Origin of the sequence: Caballeronia sp. Lep1P3 (assembly GCF_022879595.1) — a bacterium.
Classification (GTDB): Bacteria; Pseudomonadota; Gammaproteobacteria; order Burkholderiales; family Burkholderiaceae; genus Caballeronia.
Map to the genome: position 1 here is coordinate 849,374 of NZ_CP084265.1, position 16,854 is coordinate 866,227.

Here is a 16,854-nt window from a genome sequence, read left to right on the forward strand (position 1 = left end):
CATGAACAAGCACGCACGCATTTTTGTCGCGGGACACCGTGGCATGGTCGGCTCCGCGCTCGTGCGCCGTTTGGGCGCAGCCGGCTACGACAACATCGTGACCCGCACGAAGGCCCGGCTTGACCTGACGGACCAGCAGGCGGTGAACCGGTTCTTCGAAGAAGACCAGATCGACGTCGTGTTTCTGGCGGCGGCGCGCGTGGGCGGCATCCTCGCGAATTCGACGATGCCCGCCTCGTTCATCTACGAGAACCTCGCGATCGAAACGAACGTGATTCATGCGGCTTGCCGCTCAAACGTGTCGAAGCTCGTGTTCTTCGGCTCTTCGTGCATCTATCCGAAGTCGTGCCCGCAGCCGATCAGGGAAGAGTATCTCCTGCAGTCCGCGCTCGAGCCGACCAACGAAGCCTATGCAATCGCGAAGATCGCGGGCCTCAAGATGTGCGAGGCGTACAACCGTCAATACGGCACGCACTTCGTCTCGCTGATGCCGACGAACCTGTACGGCCCGAACGACAACTACGATCTGACAAGCAGCCACGTACTGCCCGCGCTCATTCGCAAGGCTCACGAAGCGAAGCTGCGCGGCGACGCGACGCTGCCGGTGTGGGGCACCGGCTCGCCGCGCCGCGAATTCCTGCATGTGGACGATCTCGCCGATGCCGCGGCCTTCGTCATGGAAAGCAGCGTGAACGACGGCGTCTTCAACGTGGGCGTCGGGCACGATCTCACGATCCGCGAACTCGCGCAGATGGTCTGCCGCGTAGTGGGCTTCGAAGGCGCACTCGTGTTCGATGCGGCCAAGCCCGACGGCACGCCGCGCAAGCTGCTCGATGTATCGAAGCTCGAAGGCATGGGATGGAAGGCATCGATCGCGCTGGAAGAGGGCATGCGCGCGACGTATCGCGACTTCCTCGATCGTTGCGCCTCCGCGCAAGAGACGGGCGTGGCCGCGTGAATCGCGGCATCCATTCGCAGGGAATACGACAATGTCAGCTTCAGTGACCATCTTTCATAACGTGGTGTGGTCGCGGCACAAGGGCGCAGTGTTGTCCGCGCTGCATCACCTCTCGGGAACGGGATCGATCCGCTATTCGATGGTGCAGATCGCGGATACCGAGCACGATCGCATCGGCTTTTCGGATGTCGATTATTCGTTTCATCGTTATCCGATGACGAAGCTCTACAACGGATGCTACGAAGACGTGCCGACGTGGCGCATGACCGCGCGTCTCGTCTGGGAAGTGCTCAAGGCCAAATCGGACCTCGTGGTTTTGCCGGGTTATCACCGCCCCGAGTACTGGGCGATGATGGCCGCGTGCATCGTGACGGGAAAGCGCCGCGCCGTGTTTTGCGATTCCACCGCGCGCGACAATCCGCGCCGCATGGTGACGTCGCTGCCCAAGCGGGTGTTCTTCGCGCTGTGCGACGGTTACTTCGCCTTCGGCACGCGCAGCCGCGAGTATCTGATGTCGCTCGGTGCCAAGCAGGACAAGATTTTCACGCCGTGCCAGGCCGCCGCGCTGCCGCGCGCGTTCTCCACCGAGACGGTCGTGGAAGACCGCCTCGCGCATCGGCAAGGCAAGAAGCCTGTGTTTCTGTTCGTTGGGCGCTTGTCGGCGGAGAAAGGTGTCGACACGCTCGTCGATGCGTTCAAGCTCCTGAGAAAGACCGTGCCCGATGCACAGTTGCGCATCGTCGGCACAGGGGCGCTCGGCGATGAGCTGAAGAAGCAGGTCGCCGATGCGGGCCTGCAGGAAGCCGTGCATTTTCTCGGCAGCCTTCAGGACGGGCCGCTCTCGCGTGAGTATTTCGGCGCAACGTGCATGGTGTTGCCGAGCAAGCGCGAGCCGTGGGGCCTCGTGACGAACGAAGCCTTGAATCATGGATGCCCGGTGATCGTGAGCGAGAGTTGCGGCTGCGTGCCGGAACTGGTGGTGGAAGGCGTATCGGGGTACGCGTTTCCTGCCGGCGATGTCGCGAGCCTGCATCGGACGATGCTCAAGTCGCTCGAAGCATTCGCGGATACGGCTGGCGTGGCGAAGCGCTGCGCGGAGGTCATCCGGCGCTTCGATCCGCCTTCGGCCGCGGCCAACATCGCGCGCGGCTGCGCATTGCTGCTGACGAACTGAAGAAGCTGTCGATAGAACCGGAATCAGCGATGACGCAAATCGCAAGGAGGACGAAACAAAAGCGGTGATGAAACGCCATCGGGCGGCGGTCCTGCGCATCCCGATGGCTGGCGCTTTGCCGGACGGCGAGGGTACGTTCGGGACGCAGGGCGCGATTGTCGGGGCGAGGGACCACATGAGAATACTGATCTACGGGCTCAACTATGCGCCCGAGTTGACGGGAACCGGCAAATACACGGCGGAAATGGCGGAAGCGCTGGCCCATGGCGGCCACGAGGTGCGCGTCGTCTGCGCGCCGCCGTACTATCCGGAATGGAAAGTGGGCGAGGGCTATGCGAGCTGGCTGCATCGCTTCGAGACGCGCAAGGGCGTGCGTCTGTGGCGCGCGCCGCTGTGGGTGCCGAAGAAGCCGAGCGGCGCCAAGCGCATGCTCCATCTCGCATCGTTCGCGCTCACGTCGTTGCCCGCACTCGCCATGCATGCGCTATGGCGTCCGCATATCGTGATGACGATCGCGCCGAGCCTTGCGAACGCGCCGGGCGCGCTCGCGCTTGCCCGTATTACAGGCGCGCGTTCATGGCTGCATATTCAGGACTTCGAAGTAGACGCGGCGTTCGATCTCGGGTTGCTCAAGAATGCGCGCGCCGCGCGCACCGCGCTTGCCTTCGAGCGCTGGCTCATGAAGCGCTTCGACGTGGTGTCGTCGATCTCCGACAAGATGGTCGAGCGCGCGGTGGCGAAGGGCGTTGCGCTCGCGCGTTCGTTCCATCTGCCGAACTGGGTCGATACCACGGCGATCTATCCGATCGATGGCCCGAGTGCGTTTCGCCGCGAACTCCGTATCGGCGAGCATGCGAAGGTCGTGCTCTATTCGGGCAACATGGGTGCGAAGCAGGGCCTCGAGATTCTCGCCGATGCCGCTGCCGCGCTCGCGGCCCGCGACGACATCGTCTTCGTGTTCTGCGGCAACGGGGCGACCAAGGCCGCGTTGCAGAAGCGCTGCGCCAATTTGCGGAATACGCGGTTTCTGTCGTTGCAGCCCATCGAGCGCCTGAACGAGCTATTGAATCTCGCTGACATTCATGTGCTGCCGCAACGCGGCGATGTCGCCGATCTCGTGATGCCCTCGAAGCTGACCGGCATGTTCGCGAGCGCGCGCGCCGTCGTCGCGATGGCGCATCCGGGGACCGAGCTGTATGAAGCGGTCTCGGGACGCGGCGTGGTCATCGAACCGGAAAGCGTCGGGGCGCTGACCGACGCCATCGCGATGCTCGTGCGTCATCCTGACTTGCGCGCGCGTTATGGCGAGGAAGGGCGGTTGTTCGCGCAAGAACGGCTCTCGCCGCATTCGGTGTTTGCGCGCCTCGAGGAACGTCTCAAGTCGCTCATCGGTGACGCAGCCGACACACGGGCAAGCGATGCCGCCGATCTCGCCATCGTGCGCATGGGCGACCATGCACCCATCCTCACGCAGATCGAAAAGGTCGAGTGAGCGCGTCTTGCCGGCCGCTCGACGCACGCGTCGGCGGCCGCGCATCTTCTACTCGTGCTTCAATACGGCGACCTGTAGATGTTGCGTGCACGCGCGGCCTTGGGCGGCGCCTTGTATCCGCCAGGCGCGGGATACAGCGTTGCCGCAGCGCCTTCCGGCATCAGCATGGCTTTAGCGTCCCCGTTGCGCGGGGCGCGCCGCAACTGCGCGCCCGCGCCCGGATTGCCCACATAGCCGTTCTGCTGTGCGAGCAACTTGTCCGTAGGCGAGATGCCCTGCGCCGCTTTCGCGGTGCCATCGACAGGCGCGCCGTAAGGCACCGCATAGGGATCGGCATAAGCATCGGGGCTGCCGAGCAAATTCGCTTCAGCGGGCGTGATGCCGCCGGGCTGCCGCGTGCCAGTGGCCGCATCGGAGTAATGGGCCGCATGCGCAGCGGACGATGCGACAAGCGCGCAAGGTCCCAGTGCGGCGATCACAAACGGCATGAGCGCCGCGCGTAGCTCGTGTTTCATCTCTCTCTCCAGGCTGATGTCGTGGTGCGTTATACAGCGCATCGTGCCGATGCTTCGGTACGCTACGCATCGCTTGGACGATAGCCGCGCGGCAACATCGACCGCTTGCGCCAAAAGTCTTGCCGATGCGGCCAACCGTGTCATAGCGCACGTCCCGCTCTTTAGCGCTCACTGATAATCGCTTCACCGCTTGCCGCCCGCGAGCGCTGCGAAGCCGCGCATGGCGCGCGCTGTCGGCATGGCGGGCAAGAGCCAGGCGAAAGAAAAAAGAATCAGGCGGACAGCGCGACGGGGCCACGAATCATGGACAGAGCGATCGACGAGCGATGCATCGGCGCGGCGAGCGATGGCGGCAGCGAGGGCAGGAAAGCCGCAGGCAGACGCGGCAAGGTGATCGATCTGTCGCGTGCGGGACGCGGCAACTTCGTCGCGAAACGCGGCCTGATGATGGAACTCGCGTGGTTCTTCGTCGAGGCGTGCTTCATCAATAACAAGCTGATACCCGTGTCGTTCGTGCGTGTGGCGCTGCTGCGCGCATTCGGCGCGCGCATCGGCAGGAACTGTCGGATGCCGCATCCGATCCGCGTGAAGGCGCCGTGGAATCTCGTCGTCGGCGACAACTGTTGGTTCGGCGTCGATGCATGGATCTATAACCAGGCCGACATTCGCATCGGCTCGAACGTGTGCATCTCGCAGGGCGCGTTTCTCACTACCGGCTCGCACGACGTGGCAGACAACATGGACCTGAAGGTCGCGCCGATCGTGATCGAGGACGGCGCGTGGATCACATCGAAATGCGTCGTGCAGATGGGCGTCACCATCGGACGCTCGGCGCTCGTCACGCCGATGTCCGTCGTGCATCGCTCGCTCGAAGCAGAAGGTGTGTACGGCGGCAATCCGGTGCGCTTCATCAAGAAACGCTTTCCGGCCTGAAGAAAAAATGGAAGTCCAGAGCGCGGCGAAACGGATGCGGGCAGGGGCTCGTGCGCGTCACCGCGAACACCGCTAAAAAAGCACAAGAAAAGAGGAAACGGGGAATGTTCATTGACAGCCGCAGCGTCGAAGAAGGCGCGGTGATAGAGACCACGGTATGCATCGTCGGCGCGGGCGTGGCAGGCATCACGCTCGCGCTGGAGCTCGAGAAGCAGGGCATCGGAGCATGCCTGCTGGAAAGTGGCGGATATCGCGCCGACGACGAAACGCGCGACCTGTATCGCGGTGAAAACGTTGGGGTTCCTTACGAATTCGCCGACGGCTGCCGCAGCCGCTTCCTCGGCGGCAGCAGTAATTGCTGGGGCGGCTGGTGCCGTCCGCTCGATCCGTGGGACTTCGAAAAGCGCGATTGGGTGGCCGATAGCGGCTGGCCCTTCGGACTCGACGAACTGCGTCCGTACTACGCGCGCACGCATGCGCTGCTGCAACTGGGCGAGAACAACTTCGATCCCGCGTACTGGGAATCGGCGATTCATCGGCCGGACGTGCGGCGCCATCCGTTTCCGAGCGGCACCGTGCGCGACACCATTTCGCAGTTCAGCCCGCCGGTGCGCTTCGGCAAGGTCTATCGCAAGCAACTGCTCGCGGCGAAGAACGTGCGCGTGTTTCTCTTCGCCAACGCGATGAACATCGATACCGACAGTGACGCGCGCTCGGTCACGAAGATCGATGTCGGCACGCTGTCCGGCCGCCGCTTCGCGATTCGCGCGAAGGTGTTCGTGCTGGCGACGGGCGGCATCGAGAATGCGCGTCTTCTGCTTTCGTCGAACAAGGTGCAGAAGGCGGGCCTCGGCAATGCCAACGATCTCGTCGGCCGCTATTTCATGGACCATCCGCGCATCATGTCGGCGAACGTGCGCTTCAAGAAGGAATGGGCGCGCAACAAGCTGTACGACATCAAGTATCACTATCAGAACAAGGCGGTGTCCGCGCACGGCACGTTCATCTCGTCGCAGTTCGCGCTGACGCAAAAGACGCTCGAACGAGAGAAGCTGCTCAACGCGCGCGCGTGGTTCTATTCCGTGTTTCGCGGCGAAAACACCAAGGGCTCGGAAGCGCTCATTCGCGCGAAGCAGGCGCTGCTCAAGAAGGATCAGCCCGGCTACAGCATGACCGGCGATCTCCTCACGATGATGGCGAATCCCGTCGATACCGCGTGCTTCGGACTCGCGCGTCTGTTGCAGCCGCGCCCGCTCATCACCGAAGTGAAGATTCAGACCATCGTCGAAGCGGAGCCGAACCGCGACAGCCGCGTGACCTTGGCGCCGCAGAAGGACGCGCTCGGCATGAATCGCGTGAAGGTGAACTGGCAGGTGACGGAGCTGGTCAAGCGCACGTTCGATCGCACGGTCGCGCATATCGCGGCGGAGTTGCAGCGCGGCGGCGTCGCCGACGTGACGCTCGACGAGACGCTCGAAGGCAAGCCGTGGCCCGCGCAGCTCGAAGGCACCTGGCATCACATGGGCACGACGCGCATGCACGATTCGGCGAAGCAAGGCGTAGTGGATCGCGATCTCAAGATGCACGGCATGAGCAACCTGTACGTGGCGGGAAGCTCGGTGTTTCCGACGGTCGGCGCGAACTTCCCGACCATCACGATCGCCGCGCTCACGCTGCGGCTCGCGGCCCATCTCGGGCGCGTCATCAAGGGCGACGATGCGACGACGACGCTCGTCGGATCATCCGGCACGCCGCTTAGAACTCAGACAGCAGCCGAGTTGCCGATGGCGGCATCGGCCTTGCATATGCGGGGGGACCTGGCGTAATAGCCTGTGTTCAGGGGAGAGGGGACGCCGCCGGTCGACGACTGGCGGCGTTTTCTTTTTGGCCCGGATATGCCCGGATGCGTCGGCGGAAGAGGCATGGCTATAATCGCCATCCGTCCTCGTTATTGAAGAATAGCCCGTGAAAAAGCACACTTTCGCCGCGCTTGCATCGCTTGCATCTGTCCTATCCCTTTCACTTGCGGCATGTTCGTCGCCGGAAAAGGAAGCGCAGCGCGCGCAGGGGTTCACGCGCTCCGAGCAATCGCTCGATGCCGCGCAGCGCAACGCAACGGTGCGCTGCGGCGATGCCGCGCAATGCGATGCAATGTGGGCGCGCGCGAAGCGCTATATCGAGCTGAATTCCAATCAGCCCGTGATTCGCGCGGATGCGGTGGCGATCGAAACGGATGTGCCGTCGCGTTCGGGCAAGCCCGTTTATTCGGCGACGCGCGTGGCGAACGGCAATGGCGCGACGATCGCGCTATATGCGCAATGCCGCGGCATGTATGGTCCCGAACGCGCGCGCGGCTCCGACTACGACGACTGCGCGAGCAAGATTATCTCGGTGCAGAGCCGCTTTGCCGCGTTCCTTCAGTCGAATCAGTAATCAGTAAGGCTCGCCTCATGCGGCGAGCGCACCGCGCGCGATGCCGCCATCGCGCGTGTTAGCGGTCTCACGCAGCACGCGTGCGAGATCCTTCGACATCGCATCCACATGAAAGCGGCGCATGAAGGTGGCGAGCGCCTGCTCGCGCATGGCCAGCGCCGCGCGCTCGTCCATGCGAAGCCATGCGGATAGCGCCTCGATGGTGCCCTCGACGGTATCGTTCCCGACGATGCCCGCGCCATCCGCTTTCACTTCGCGCCAGATGTTGACCTTGTCGGAGATCAGCACGGGCAGCCTGCACCCCAGCGCTTCGGCGACGGCAATGCCGAAGTTCTCTTGATGCGAGGGCAGCGCGAACACATCGCTCGTGCGGAATGCGCCCCACTTGAGATCGCCCGAGAGCATGCCCGTCCATGTGATGCGGTCCTCGATGCCGAGCTCGCGGCTCAGTGCGCGCAGTTGCGCGGAATACTCGCCGTCGTCGGGGCCGGCCATCACGAGATGGGCGCGTGAATCGATATCGCGCACCGCTGCAAAGGCCTTCAACAGCAGGTCGCACCCCTTCTTTTCGTGGATGCGGCCGAGAAAGAGAATCGCGCGCTTGCCCCTGAGTTGCGGATACATCGAGAGAAACGCATGGCGCGATGTGGTCGAATCGGCGGGCGGCTGGCGCGTGCCGAATGCCACGACTTCTTCCCTCGCGCGATAGAGCCTGAACGATTCGCGCGCGAGCACGCGTTCTTCTTCCGTTGTGAAGAGCACGCGCCTTGCATCGCGCAGCACGCGGTATTCGGCCCACGGCCAATAGAGGCACTTCTTCAGATGCTTGAGCGGGTAGGTGCGCTTGAACCACGGATCGAGCATGCCGTGCGGAAACACGTAATAGGGCACGCCGCTTTCGCGCAGCGCCTTCCACGCGCCATAGCTGTGATACTGCCAGAGACCGTTGACAATGACCGCATCGAAGCGCGCCGCATGTTCGCGCATCCACGGCACGAGCCGCGGACATAGCCCATAGAAACCGCGCGACGGTCCGAGCGCATGCAGGCGCAGCGCGAAGCCGGCGAGATAGGGCGCGTCCGGTGCATCGAGCGATACGACTTCTATCTCGTGACCCATCGCGCGCATGCTGAGGCCGCTTTGCAGCACGCCTTCGATCGGGCCGCCCGCACGCGGATCGATGGTGGAAAGCAGATGCAGAATCTTCATGACGAAACGTTTCCCCGGATTCGTTGGCGTGTCGACGCCCGCTGGCTTATGGATGCCGGTTATGCGGACGGCGCTGATGCGGAAGATGCTTATGCGGACGGCGCGAATGTGCTCGCACCTGTCGGCTCGTGCCGGCCCTGTGCGCGATGTTCGAGCGCGATGCCCTGCGCATGCGATGCGAAAGCGGGCATGTATTCGGGCTGCGCCTCGTCGTCCTCGCCGTGCGAGCGCCATGGCCCGCGCGCGGCCCCGAACGTCGGCCCTTGCGACGCACGCACGCGCATGGCGTGCGCGACGCGCGCGAATGCCGCGACGAGCAGCCCGAGCGCCACGCCGAAGACGATGCCCGAGAAGCGATTGCCGAGCGGATTGCCGCCCACCGACGTCGCGGGCAGCGCGGCCACGACGAGCAATGCGCGGCCGAGTACCGGCAGATACATCGCGTCGGGCGCGCGGCTTCGCCACGACCGATACGCCATCGAGCCGCGATAGAGCGCCCAGAGCACGGCAACCGGCAACGCGATGCCGAACAGCAGACCGCCGGCGAAGAACTGGTATATCCAAAAGTTATGCCCCGCCGCCCACTCGTCGATCGCGTAGAAATCCTTCGCGGTGAACTGGCCCGCGAGATCCGGCAAGTAATCCGGCGAATAGTGATAGTCGTGACCGTAGCCCTTGCCGACGAATAGCGCGAGCGTGTCGGACGTCGTCTGGTCGTACTGGTCCTTCATTTCGGCAAGACGCGTGATGGTCGTCGGATCGCGGCCGGACTCCGTCTCCTTCGCGAACGACATGCGCTGCGACCAGTGCTCCGCGACGCTCGGGAAGATCGCAGCGGATGCGGCCACCATGGCGCCGAGCAGCGACGCCACCATCATCGCGCGCAACGCCGCCTTGAAGAGATGCCTCATGGACGGAGCCGCGAGCCATGTCGCGAAGGCAAAGAGCACTATCGTGCCGACGAGCAGGCTGCGCGTGACGCTCAGAAGCTCGATCACCACGGTTGCGAGAAAGAGCAGCGCGGTAAATTTCTTGATTCGCTTCGCAATGACGAACTCGTGCAGCAAGAGCCCTTGCAGGCAGAGAAACGTGCCCGAGACGATCTTGAAGCGCACGTTCTCGAGATCGCCGCCGGTCGCCATGCCGTACACGAAGCTGAAGATGAGCGATGCGATCATCGACCAGTACATGGCCCGCTCGATCTGCCGAAGCCGTTCCGGTTCCCACGGACGGCAGCCGACGAAATAGCCGAGCAGCATGAGAAAGAACGGCAGGATCACGCGCATGTAATTGCCGGAGTCGTTTCCTTGCAGCATTTGCGTGGCGACGCTGCCGATCATCGTGACGAGAAAGAGCGACGTGACGCATGCGCGCAGGCGTGAGCGGTGTGCGAAGCGAGGCGCGATCAGCAGAAGCGCGCAGGCCGCGGCCATCGCGGGAAGAGTGAGCAGGATCTGAATGGCCTTGCTGTCCGTTTCAGCGCCTTTGAAATCGAATGCGAGAGGAAGCAGAAAAAGCCATATCCAGATGGCGGCAAACTTGTTGCGCATGACGTTCTCTTCTCTGAATGGCAAAGCTCGTCGAAGTCGATGCCTCGCGGCGTGATGCCGCTTCATGCCCGGTGTCGCATGTCGTTCGCGTTCTGATGAAGCCTCTGCGAGTCTTCCGGGCACCCCGTATTTTGTAGGTCGAATATAGCAGCGGCCCAAATCGCGCATCGGCGCGGCGGCGTTTAGCCACTAGCGTTAGGCGCTAAAGAACGGACGGCCATGTTCGGCGCACCACGCTCGTTGCGAGGCTTTCTCGCGCTCATAGCAACGTGGTCGACGTTGCGCGCGGCCCGAGTCCGCTATGCATGATGTTTTGGCGGATTGCAGCGCGTTACTCGGCCGATCATTCGACTGCCGGCAACGAAGCGAGACGCCGGATATAGACCACACAACATCGCGATGCGCGTGCATCGCGCCGATACGAGGATCCCGCGCAAGCCGGGGGAAGACGATCCAGTCTTTTCGGCGCGCCACGCATGTCAGGCCCCGATCGATCGATTCGATTCGATCTCATCCGGGGACTTGCGATCATCGCAGTGATGTTCGGTATCGCAAGCGTCAGTCAGTGAGTCGGTCAGGCCATCGCCTGACGCAACGTTTCCTTGAACTGCCCGAGTGTATTGCGTTCCAGCAGATGACCCGCCGCAACGGGGCGCGTGCGTCGCGCGAGAACATCGTCGAGTGCGCGGTTGATCGAAGAAGGCGCGAGATCGTCGATAACAGGCCCGAGTTCGCCCGTGCGGCAGAACCAGCCGATGAGACCGTCTGCCGTTGCAATCACCGGCTTGCCGAAGCGAAACGCCTGCACCAGCACGCCGCTCATGCCGTAGTGCCCTTTGTAGCCGAGCCACACGACATCGCACGCGGAAAAGAGATCGAGCTCCATCTCGCTCGATATGAAGCGGTCGAGCACGACGGGCTTCGGCTGCAGCTTTCCCGCAGCGGCGCTCAGCAACGCACGCACGTCGTCGTCCTGAGCACCCGCGATCACGAGTGTCGGTGTCTTTGCGTTGTTTTTACGTTGGCCGAGCGCATCGATCAGTTCGAAGACGCCCTTGCGATCGTTGATCGCGCCGTAGACGAGCACATGCGCGCCTTCGCCGAGACCGAGCCGTTGCCGCGCCGCCGATGGCTTCGCTGCGCGCGCATCGGGAAAGGGATCGGCAAGATATTCGATGGCAGTGCCCGATGCCGTGCCTGAAGTCCGTGCATTGCGCTTCCACCAGTCGGGCAAGGTCGGATCGATGGTGAGCAGCGTCTTCATGCCGCCTACGCGAATCGCGCGCGCGAAGAGCTTCGACTTCACCGCATTGACGAGCGGACGGCGCGGCGCGCGCACGCCGACGAGATGATGATGAAAGTTCGAGCGCATCGTGACGCCGACCCACGGCGTCTTGCCGAAGGGCGAGCGCAGAAAGGGCAGCGCGAGCAGGAAGTAATCGACATAAGGCACGACGACGAGCGCCACGTTGCGCTCGCGGCTCGCGGTTGCATAGGCATGACTGAAGTTTTCATGCGCGCGCATGTAGCTGATCGACGAAAGCCCCTTGCGCGAGCCGCGTTCGGGCGGCGGCACGAGCATGATGTCGAGCGCGCCGCCTTGCTCCTGAATCTGCTTGACGAGCGGATGGCCTGCATTGCGCGGCTCCGTCACGATCAGACATCGATAGCCCGCTTCCATATACGCATTCGCCGCCCATTGCGCATAGCGCCAGCGATGGCCGCTGAAATCAGGCTCGATGATGAGGACGGTATCGTTCACCATGAAAGTCGCATCCGGCTCGTAGGTTTTGATGTGAAGGACGCGAGTGCGCCGAACATCGAACGTAACATCGTGCGCGCGCACTCGATGGCCATATTTGAGCGTTTATCCGCGTCGCGCGATGTGGTGAAGAACACCAAGCGATCGGTCGGCGCGCCATCGCATGCATTCAGAGCCGATTTGAACTACGCGTTGGCGTCCGCAACGCACGCGGCCACGCTACTTTTGCGCCAGTCGTCTGAGAAGAAGCGCGGCCACGCGCGCACCCGTCATCCGGATACGGTGCGCGAAGCGTGGCGCGCAAGGTGGAAACGCGCGATACCGACATATCGCGGCGCCATCAATCGAACCATAGCAGCGCGGGGAAACTGAGTGAGATCTGTCCGGCTATCTTTTTTGCCAGCGCGCGCGCGATTCGAGCACGATGCGGCGTTCTGGGTGTTGTTGCAGCAAGTGGTGGTGCGCGGCTTCGTCGCCGTCAAGTTTCTGGCCATCGGACGCATATTGGGGCCGGCCGCGATCGGCGCGGTGAGCATCGCGCTGCTCGCCGTGGCCATCGCCGAATCGTTGTCCGATACGGGACTCGCGCAAGCCGTCGTGCAGGGACGCGATGCGCCGACACATGACGAGCTCGGCTCCGTATGGGCGACGCTCGCAATGCGCGGTCTTCTCATCGGCCTCCTGCTTGCCGCGCTCGCGCCGCTGATGACGAGCCAGTTCCACATGAGCGGGTCCATCGGCCTCATTCTGCTCGCGGCCGTCTTGCCGATCGTGCGCGGCATCGCATCGCCGGCGTATTTCGTCGTCACGCGGCAACGCGGCTTTCAGAAGCTCGCGGGCGTGGAGACGACGGCGGCATTCACCGACTGCGCCGTCGGGCTCGTATGCGCGCTGTCCGGCGCGGGCGCCTATTCGGTGCTCATCGGCCTCGTCGCGGGCGAAGTGCTCAAGACCACGCTGACGTGGACCGCCATGTCGCCGCGTCCGCCCATTCGCTTCTCGTTCGCGGGCATTTCGCATTACGTGAACTTCAGCCGCTGGATCTGGGCGGGCAGCGTCGTGAATCTTCTGCTCAATCAGTTCGACAAGGTCGTCGTCGCGAAACTGCTCGGGCCGCTGCAACTGGGCGCCTATCAGATGTCGTCGAAGCTCGCGCAGATGTTGCTCGCCGATGCCGCCATCGCGATGTCGCAGTATCTCTTTCCCACGTTCTCCGAGCATCATCGGCGCGACGTGCAGGGCGCGCGCAGGCTCTTTCGCCGTTATCTGCTGCTCGCGGCCGTGGGACTCGCCGTACTCGTGATCGTGCTGCGCATGGCCGCCGAGCCGCTCTTCGAATTCGTGCTCGGACCGGCATGGCTCTCGGCGGTGCCGCTCTTTCGCATCTTCGTCATCAACATGGCGATCGGCGCGGTTATCGCGGTGCTCGTGTCGTGGCTGCGCGCAACCGGCATGCCGAAGGTGGCGACGCACGCGTCCATCGTGCAGGCGGTCGTCTTGTGCGTGACGGTGCCGGTTGCCACGCATCTCTGGGGTGTGACGGGCATTGCGTGGGCGATGACCGCGGGCCTCGCATCGGCGACGGCGTGGATGCTGTATCGGATCGCGAGGGAGGCGTGAGCGCGCGGCATCGCACGATGAATCGGTAAGGGCTACGCATGGCCTCGAAGTGATCGCGCGCGCCGGCAAAACAATGCTGGCGCGCGCTTCGTTTTTGGCCTATCAAGAAAGCGCGTTGCATCGACGTGCATTGCGATCGACGCACAAGGCGCGTCATAAAAGCGCCATGCAACGCGCCGCCATCCGCCGACCACGATCCGAGGAACTGCAATGTCCACCATGCTCAGCATCTCGACGCCCGACGGCGATTTCGACGCCTACGTCGCTTATCCGGCGCAAACGCCCGCGCCTGCGGTCGTCGTGCTGCAGGAGATTTTCGGCATCAACGGCGACATGCGCGAAACCACCGACGAATACGCGCGTCAGGGCTATGTCGCGCTATGTCCGGACCTGTTCTGGCGGCTGGAACCGAACGTGAATCTCACTGATCGCACCGAAGCCGAATGGCAACAGGCGATGAAGTACTACAACGCGTTCGATCTGAATACCGGCGTGGAAGATATCGCGGCGACCATCGGCTTTGCGCGCGGACTTTCAGAAGTGCGGGGCAGTATCGGCTCGATCGGCTTCTGTCTCGGCGGGCTGCTTTCGTTCCTGACGGCCGCGCGCACCGACGTCGATGCAGCCGTCTCGTACTACGGCGGCGGCACGGACAAGCACCTCGAAGAACTTCCCAAGATTTCGAAGCCCTTGCTGATTCATCTTGCCGAAGAAGACGAATTCATCGACGCCGATGCGCGTAATCGCGTGCTCACAGCCGTGAAAGGACACGCGAACATCGAGGCGTACACGTACCCCGGATGCCATCATGCGTTCGCGCGCAATCAGGGCGCGCACTACGACGCGAACGCGGCGCGGCTCGCCAATGGCCGCACCGCCGAGTTCTTCGAAAAGCACCTGAAATAGGGCCTCGAATGAAAAACGCCGCCCGGAGGAGGGCGGCGTCGGCGCAATAAAAAAGCGTTACTTCTTCAGCGGATGCGGCCTGCGAAACACGAGCCAGCGCGGCGCCCTGAAGCGCACGATGCTGACATAGAGCCACACGTAAGTGGCCGCGAACACCATCACGAAGCAGAAGAGATGCAGCGTGTGACGCCAGAAAAGCGTTGCCGGAATCACGGCGACGAGACACAGCAGCCACAGATACGGTGACGTGAGCGAGTTGCGCCGCGTGAGTTCACGCGCGTTCTGCACGCCGACGGCCCAGCGCATCAGCCGCTTGTAGACGAGCATGTGCAGATGCACGCCATCCGGAATGCCCGGCGACATGCCGCGAATGAACTTCTTGCGGTAGATCGAGAAGCAGGTCTCGAAGATCGGGTACATGAAGAGCAGCACCGGGTACCACGCGGATACATCGCGGTTGCGCATGACGAGCATGATCGAAAGTTCGCCGAGCATGAAACCGACGAAGTACGCGCCGCCATCGCCGAGAAAGATGAGGCCGGCCGGGAAGTTCCAGATGAAGAAGCCCATGACCGCGCCCATCATGATGAGCGAGCCGGACAGCACGATCGGGTCGTGCACCTGAAACGCCACATACGCAAGCGACGCGAACATCATGAACGAGACCATCGAAGCCAGGCCGTTGAAGCCGTCGATGATGTTCACCGCGTTGGCGAGCGCCGCGACCGCGAGCACCGTCACGGCGCACGAGACCACTGCATACGACAGCACGAAATCGAGCGGCGGCACGCTGATGCGCGTGACCGCGATACCGAGCAGCGCATAGGCGAGACCGGCTGCGGCCATCGTGCAGATGAGCCGCGCGAGCGGCGTCACGCGCTTGGTGAGATCTTCGATGAGGCCCGCGAGAAACGCGGGCATGCCGCAGGCGATGATGCCGAGAATGCCGGCCGATACGAGCGGGTAGCTCCATCGCAATTGCACGGCGGAGGCCGTGAGCCCGCACAGAATGCCGACGCCGCCGATGCGCGGAACGGGCCGCGCATGAAACTTCTGCACGCCGGCGAGATCGGTGTCGCCGAGCATGCCTTCCTGCAAGTGCGCAAACCGCACGATCAACAAGGTCACGACAAGCGAGACCAGAAAAGCAAGCGCGAAACTAAGCATGAAAATGGACCGGTAGATGACAGCAACCCCGCATCGCCGCGAATGGCAGGCAGCGACGCGAGGCGGCGCGGCTTTACGCGAACCCTTGCGGATTCTGCGATTGCCAGCGCCAGTGATCGGCGCACATGCGCTCGATGCCGTGCTCCGCGCGCCAGCCGATGAGCTTTTCGGCGGCGGCGGGGTCGGCGTAGCACGCAGCGACGTCGCCGGGGCGGCGCGGCACGAGTTCATACGGCACGCGCTTGCCCGAAGCCGCTTCGAACGCCTTCACGACATCCAGCACGCTATAGCCTTGCCCCGTGCCGAGATTGACGACGAAGCTGCGATCCAGCGACTCTAGCGCGGCAATCGCGGCGATATGCCCGCGCGCCAGATCGACGACGTGAATGTAATCGCGCACGCCGGTGCCGTCGTGCGTATCGTAATCGCTGCCGAATACGCGCAGCCGCTCGAGCTTGCCGACCGCCACTTGCGCGACGTAAGGCATCAGGTTGTTCGGCACGCCCGCCGGGTCTTCGCCGATGAGACCGCTTTCGTGCGCGCCCACCGGATTGAAGTAGCGCAGCGTCGCGATGCGCCATGAAGGATCGGACACTTCGAGGTCGCGCAGAATCTGCTCGGCGATGAGCTTCGACTGGCCATACGGGTTCGTCGCGGAAAGCGGAAAGCTCTCGTCGATCGGTACGCTTTCCGGCACGCCGTAGACGGTCGCCGACGAGCTGAACACAACGTTGCGCACGTTGCGCTCGCGCATCACGTTGAGCACCGCGAGCAAGCTGCCGATGTTGTTGCTGTAGTACTCGATCGGCTTCGCCACCGATTCGCCCACGGCTTTCAGCGCCGCGAAGTGGATTGCGCCGGTGATCGCGTGTTCGTCGAAGATGCGGTTGAGCGCGGCTTCGTCGCGGGCGTCTGCCTGATAGAACGCAACGCGCTTGCCCGTGATGCGCTCAACGCGGTTCAACGACTCCGCGCGGCTGTTGACGAGATTGTCGATGACCGCGACGCCGTAGCCCGCATCGAGCAGTTCGACGCATGTATGCGAGCCGATGAAGCCCGCGCCGCCCGTCACGAGGATGGTGCCCTTCTTGCCCTGCACAGCGTCGCTCGGCGACATGTTGCCATTCATTTTGTG

15 protein-coding genes are annotated in these 16,854 nt (G+C 63.3%); 9 read left to right on the forward strand and 6 right to left on the reverse strand.

Annotation, left to right across the window (positions count from 1 at the left end; translation table 11 throughout):
• Nucleotide 1: 1 nt before the first annotated feature.
• From LDZ27_RS03945 to LDZ27_RS03955, 3 genes are all read left to right on the forward strand, one after another.
• Nucleotides 2-958, forward strand: coding sequence for a GDP-L-fucose synthase (locus LDZ27_RS03945; RefSeq protein WP_244815422.1), 957 nt, complete (start codon nt 2-4; stop codon nt 956-958).
• A gap of 31 nt (nt 959-989) precedes the next feature.
• Nucleotides 990-2,132 (forward strand): glycosyltransferase family 4 protein, encoded by a 1,143-nt coding sequence (locus LDZ27_RS03950; protein ID WP_244815423.1) that lies wholly within the window; start codon nt 990-992, stop codon nt 2,130-2,132.
• Nucleotides 2,133-2,307: 175 nt separating this feature from the next.
• On the forward strand, nt 2,308-3,624 hold the full coding sequence (locus LDZ27_RS03955; RefSeq protein WP_244815424.1) for a glycosyltransferase WbuB: 1,317 nt from the start codon (nt 2,308-2,310) through the stop codon (nt 3,622-3,624).
• Between the two features lie 59 nt (nt 3,625-3,683).
• On the opposite strand, the gene LDZ27_RS03960 is transcribed toward LDZ27_RS03955, so the two are convergent.
• Nucleotides 3,684-4,139: a hypothetical protein gene (locus LDZ27_RS03960; RefSeq protein ID WP_244815425.1), complete on the reverse strand. Its 456-nt coding sequence runs from the start codon at nt 4,137-4,139 to the stop codon at nt 3,684-3,686.
• Nucleotides 4,140-4,442: 303 nt separating this feature from the next.
• Between LDZ27_RS03960 and LDZ27_RS03965 the strand changes: the two genes are divergently transcribed.
• From LDZ27_RS03965 to LDZ27_RS03975, 3 genes are all read left to right on the forward strand, one after another.
• The gene (locus LDZ27_RS03965; protein ID WP_244815426.1) at nt 4,443-5,072 is read left to right on the forward strand and encodes a DapH/DapD/GlmU-related protein; all 630 of its coding nucleotides are present in this window, start codon (nt 4,443-4,445) and stop codon (nt 5,070-5,072) included.
• A gap of 104 nt (nt 5,073-5,176) precedes the next feature.
• Complete coding sequence (locus LDZ27_RS03970) at nt 5,177-6,898, forward strand: GMC oxidoreductase (RefSeq protein ID WP_244815427.1); 1,722 nt, start codon at nt 5,177-5,179, stop codon at nt 6,896-6,898.
• Between the two features lie 139 nt (nt 6,899-7,037).
• Entirely contained in the window at nt 7,038-7,505 is a 468-nt protein-coding gene (locus tag LDZ27_RS03975; RefSeq protein WP_244815428.1) for a hypothetical protein, read from the forward strand.
• Between the two features lie 15 nt (nt 7,506-7,520).
• Here LDZ27_RS03975 and LDZ27_RS03980 read toward each other — a convergent pair whose 3' ends face one another.
• The 3 genes from LDZ27_RS03980 to LDZ27_RS03990 all read right to left on the reverse strand — a co-directional run bounded on the left by LDZ27_RS03980 (nt 7,521) and on the right by LDZ27_RS03990 (nt 12,029).
• Nucleotides 7,521-8,714: a glycosyltransferase gene (locus LDZ27_RS03980; protein ID WP_244815429.1), complete on the reverse strand. Its 1,194-nt coding sequence runs from the start codon at nt 8,712-8,714 to the stop codon at nt 7,521-7,523.
• A gap of 89 nt (nt 8,715-8,803) precedes the next feature.
• Nucleotides 8,804-10,264, reverse strand: a complete 1,461-nt coding sequence (locus LDZ27_RS03985; RefSeq protein ID WP_244815430.1) for a hypothetical protein — start codon at nt 10,262-10,264, stop codon at nt 8,804-8,806.
• Between the two features lie 574 nt (nt 10,265-10,838).
• Nucleotides 10,839-12,029, reverse strand: coding sequence for a glycosyltransferase (locus LDZ27_RS03990; RefSeq protein WP_244815431.1), 1,191 nt, complete (start codon nt 12,027-12,029; stop codon nt 10,839-10,841).
• Here LDZ27_RS03990 and LDZ27_RS03995 point away from each other — a divergent pair.
• The 3 genes from LDZ27_RS03995 to LDZ27_RS04005 all read left to right on the forward strand — a co-directional run bounded on the left by LDZ27_RS03995 (nt 11,982) and on the right by LDZ27_RS04005 (nt 14,552).
• Nucleotides 11,982-12,398 (forward strand): hypothetical protein, encoded by a 417-nt coding sequence (locus tag LDZ27_RS03995; protein WP_244815432.1) that lies wholly within the window; start codon nt 11,982-11,984, stop codon nt 12,396-12,398. The two genes, LDZ27_RS03990 and LDZ27_RS03995, sit on opposite strands and share 48 nt — an antisense overlap.
• Nucleotides 12,399-13,646, forward strand: coding sequence for an oligosaccharide flippase family protein (locus LDZ27_RS04000; protein ID WP_244815433.1), 1,248 nt, complete (start codon nt 12,399-12,401; stop codon nt 13,644-13,646).
• Between the two features lie 210 nt (nt 13,647-13,856).
• Nucleotides 13,857-14,552 (forward strand): dienelactone hydrolase family protein, encoded by a 696-nt coding sequence (locus LDZ27_RS04005; protein ID WP_244815434.1) that lies wholly within the window; start codon nt 13,857-13,859, stop codon nt 14,550-14,552.
• A 57-nt stretch (nt 14,553-14,609) separates the two neighbouring features.
• On the opposite strand, the gene LDZ27_RS04010 is transcribed toward LDZ27_RS04005, so the two are convergent.
• Both LDZ27_RS04010 and galE read right to left on the reverse strand, forming a co-directional pair.
• Nucleotides 14,610-15,719 carry a glycosyltransferase gene (locus LDZ27_RS04010; RefSeq protein ID WP_244815435.1) on the reverse strand — a complete coding sequence of 370 codons (1,110 nt, stop codon included), beginning with the start codon at nt 15,717-15,719 and terminating at the stop codon, nt 14,610-14,612.
• 73 nt (nt 15,720-15,792) lie between these two features.
• Entirely contained in the window at nt 15,793-16,848 is a 1,056-nt protein-coding gene (galE, locus tag LDZ27_RS04015; RefSeq protein ID WP_244815436.1) for a UDP-glucose 4-epimerase GalE, read from the reverse strand.
• Between the last annotated feature and the right edge of the window lie 6 nt (nt 16,849-16,854).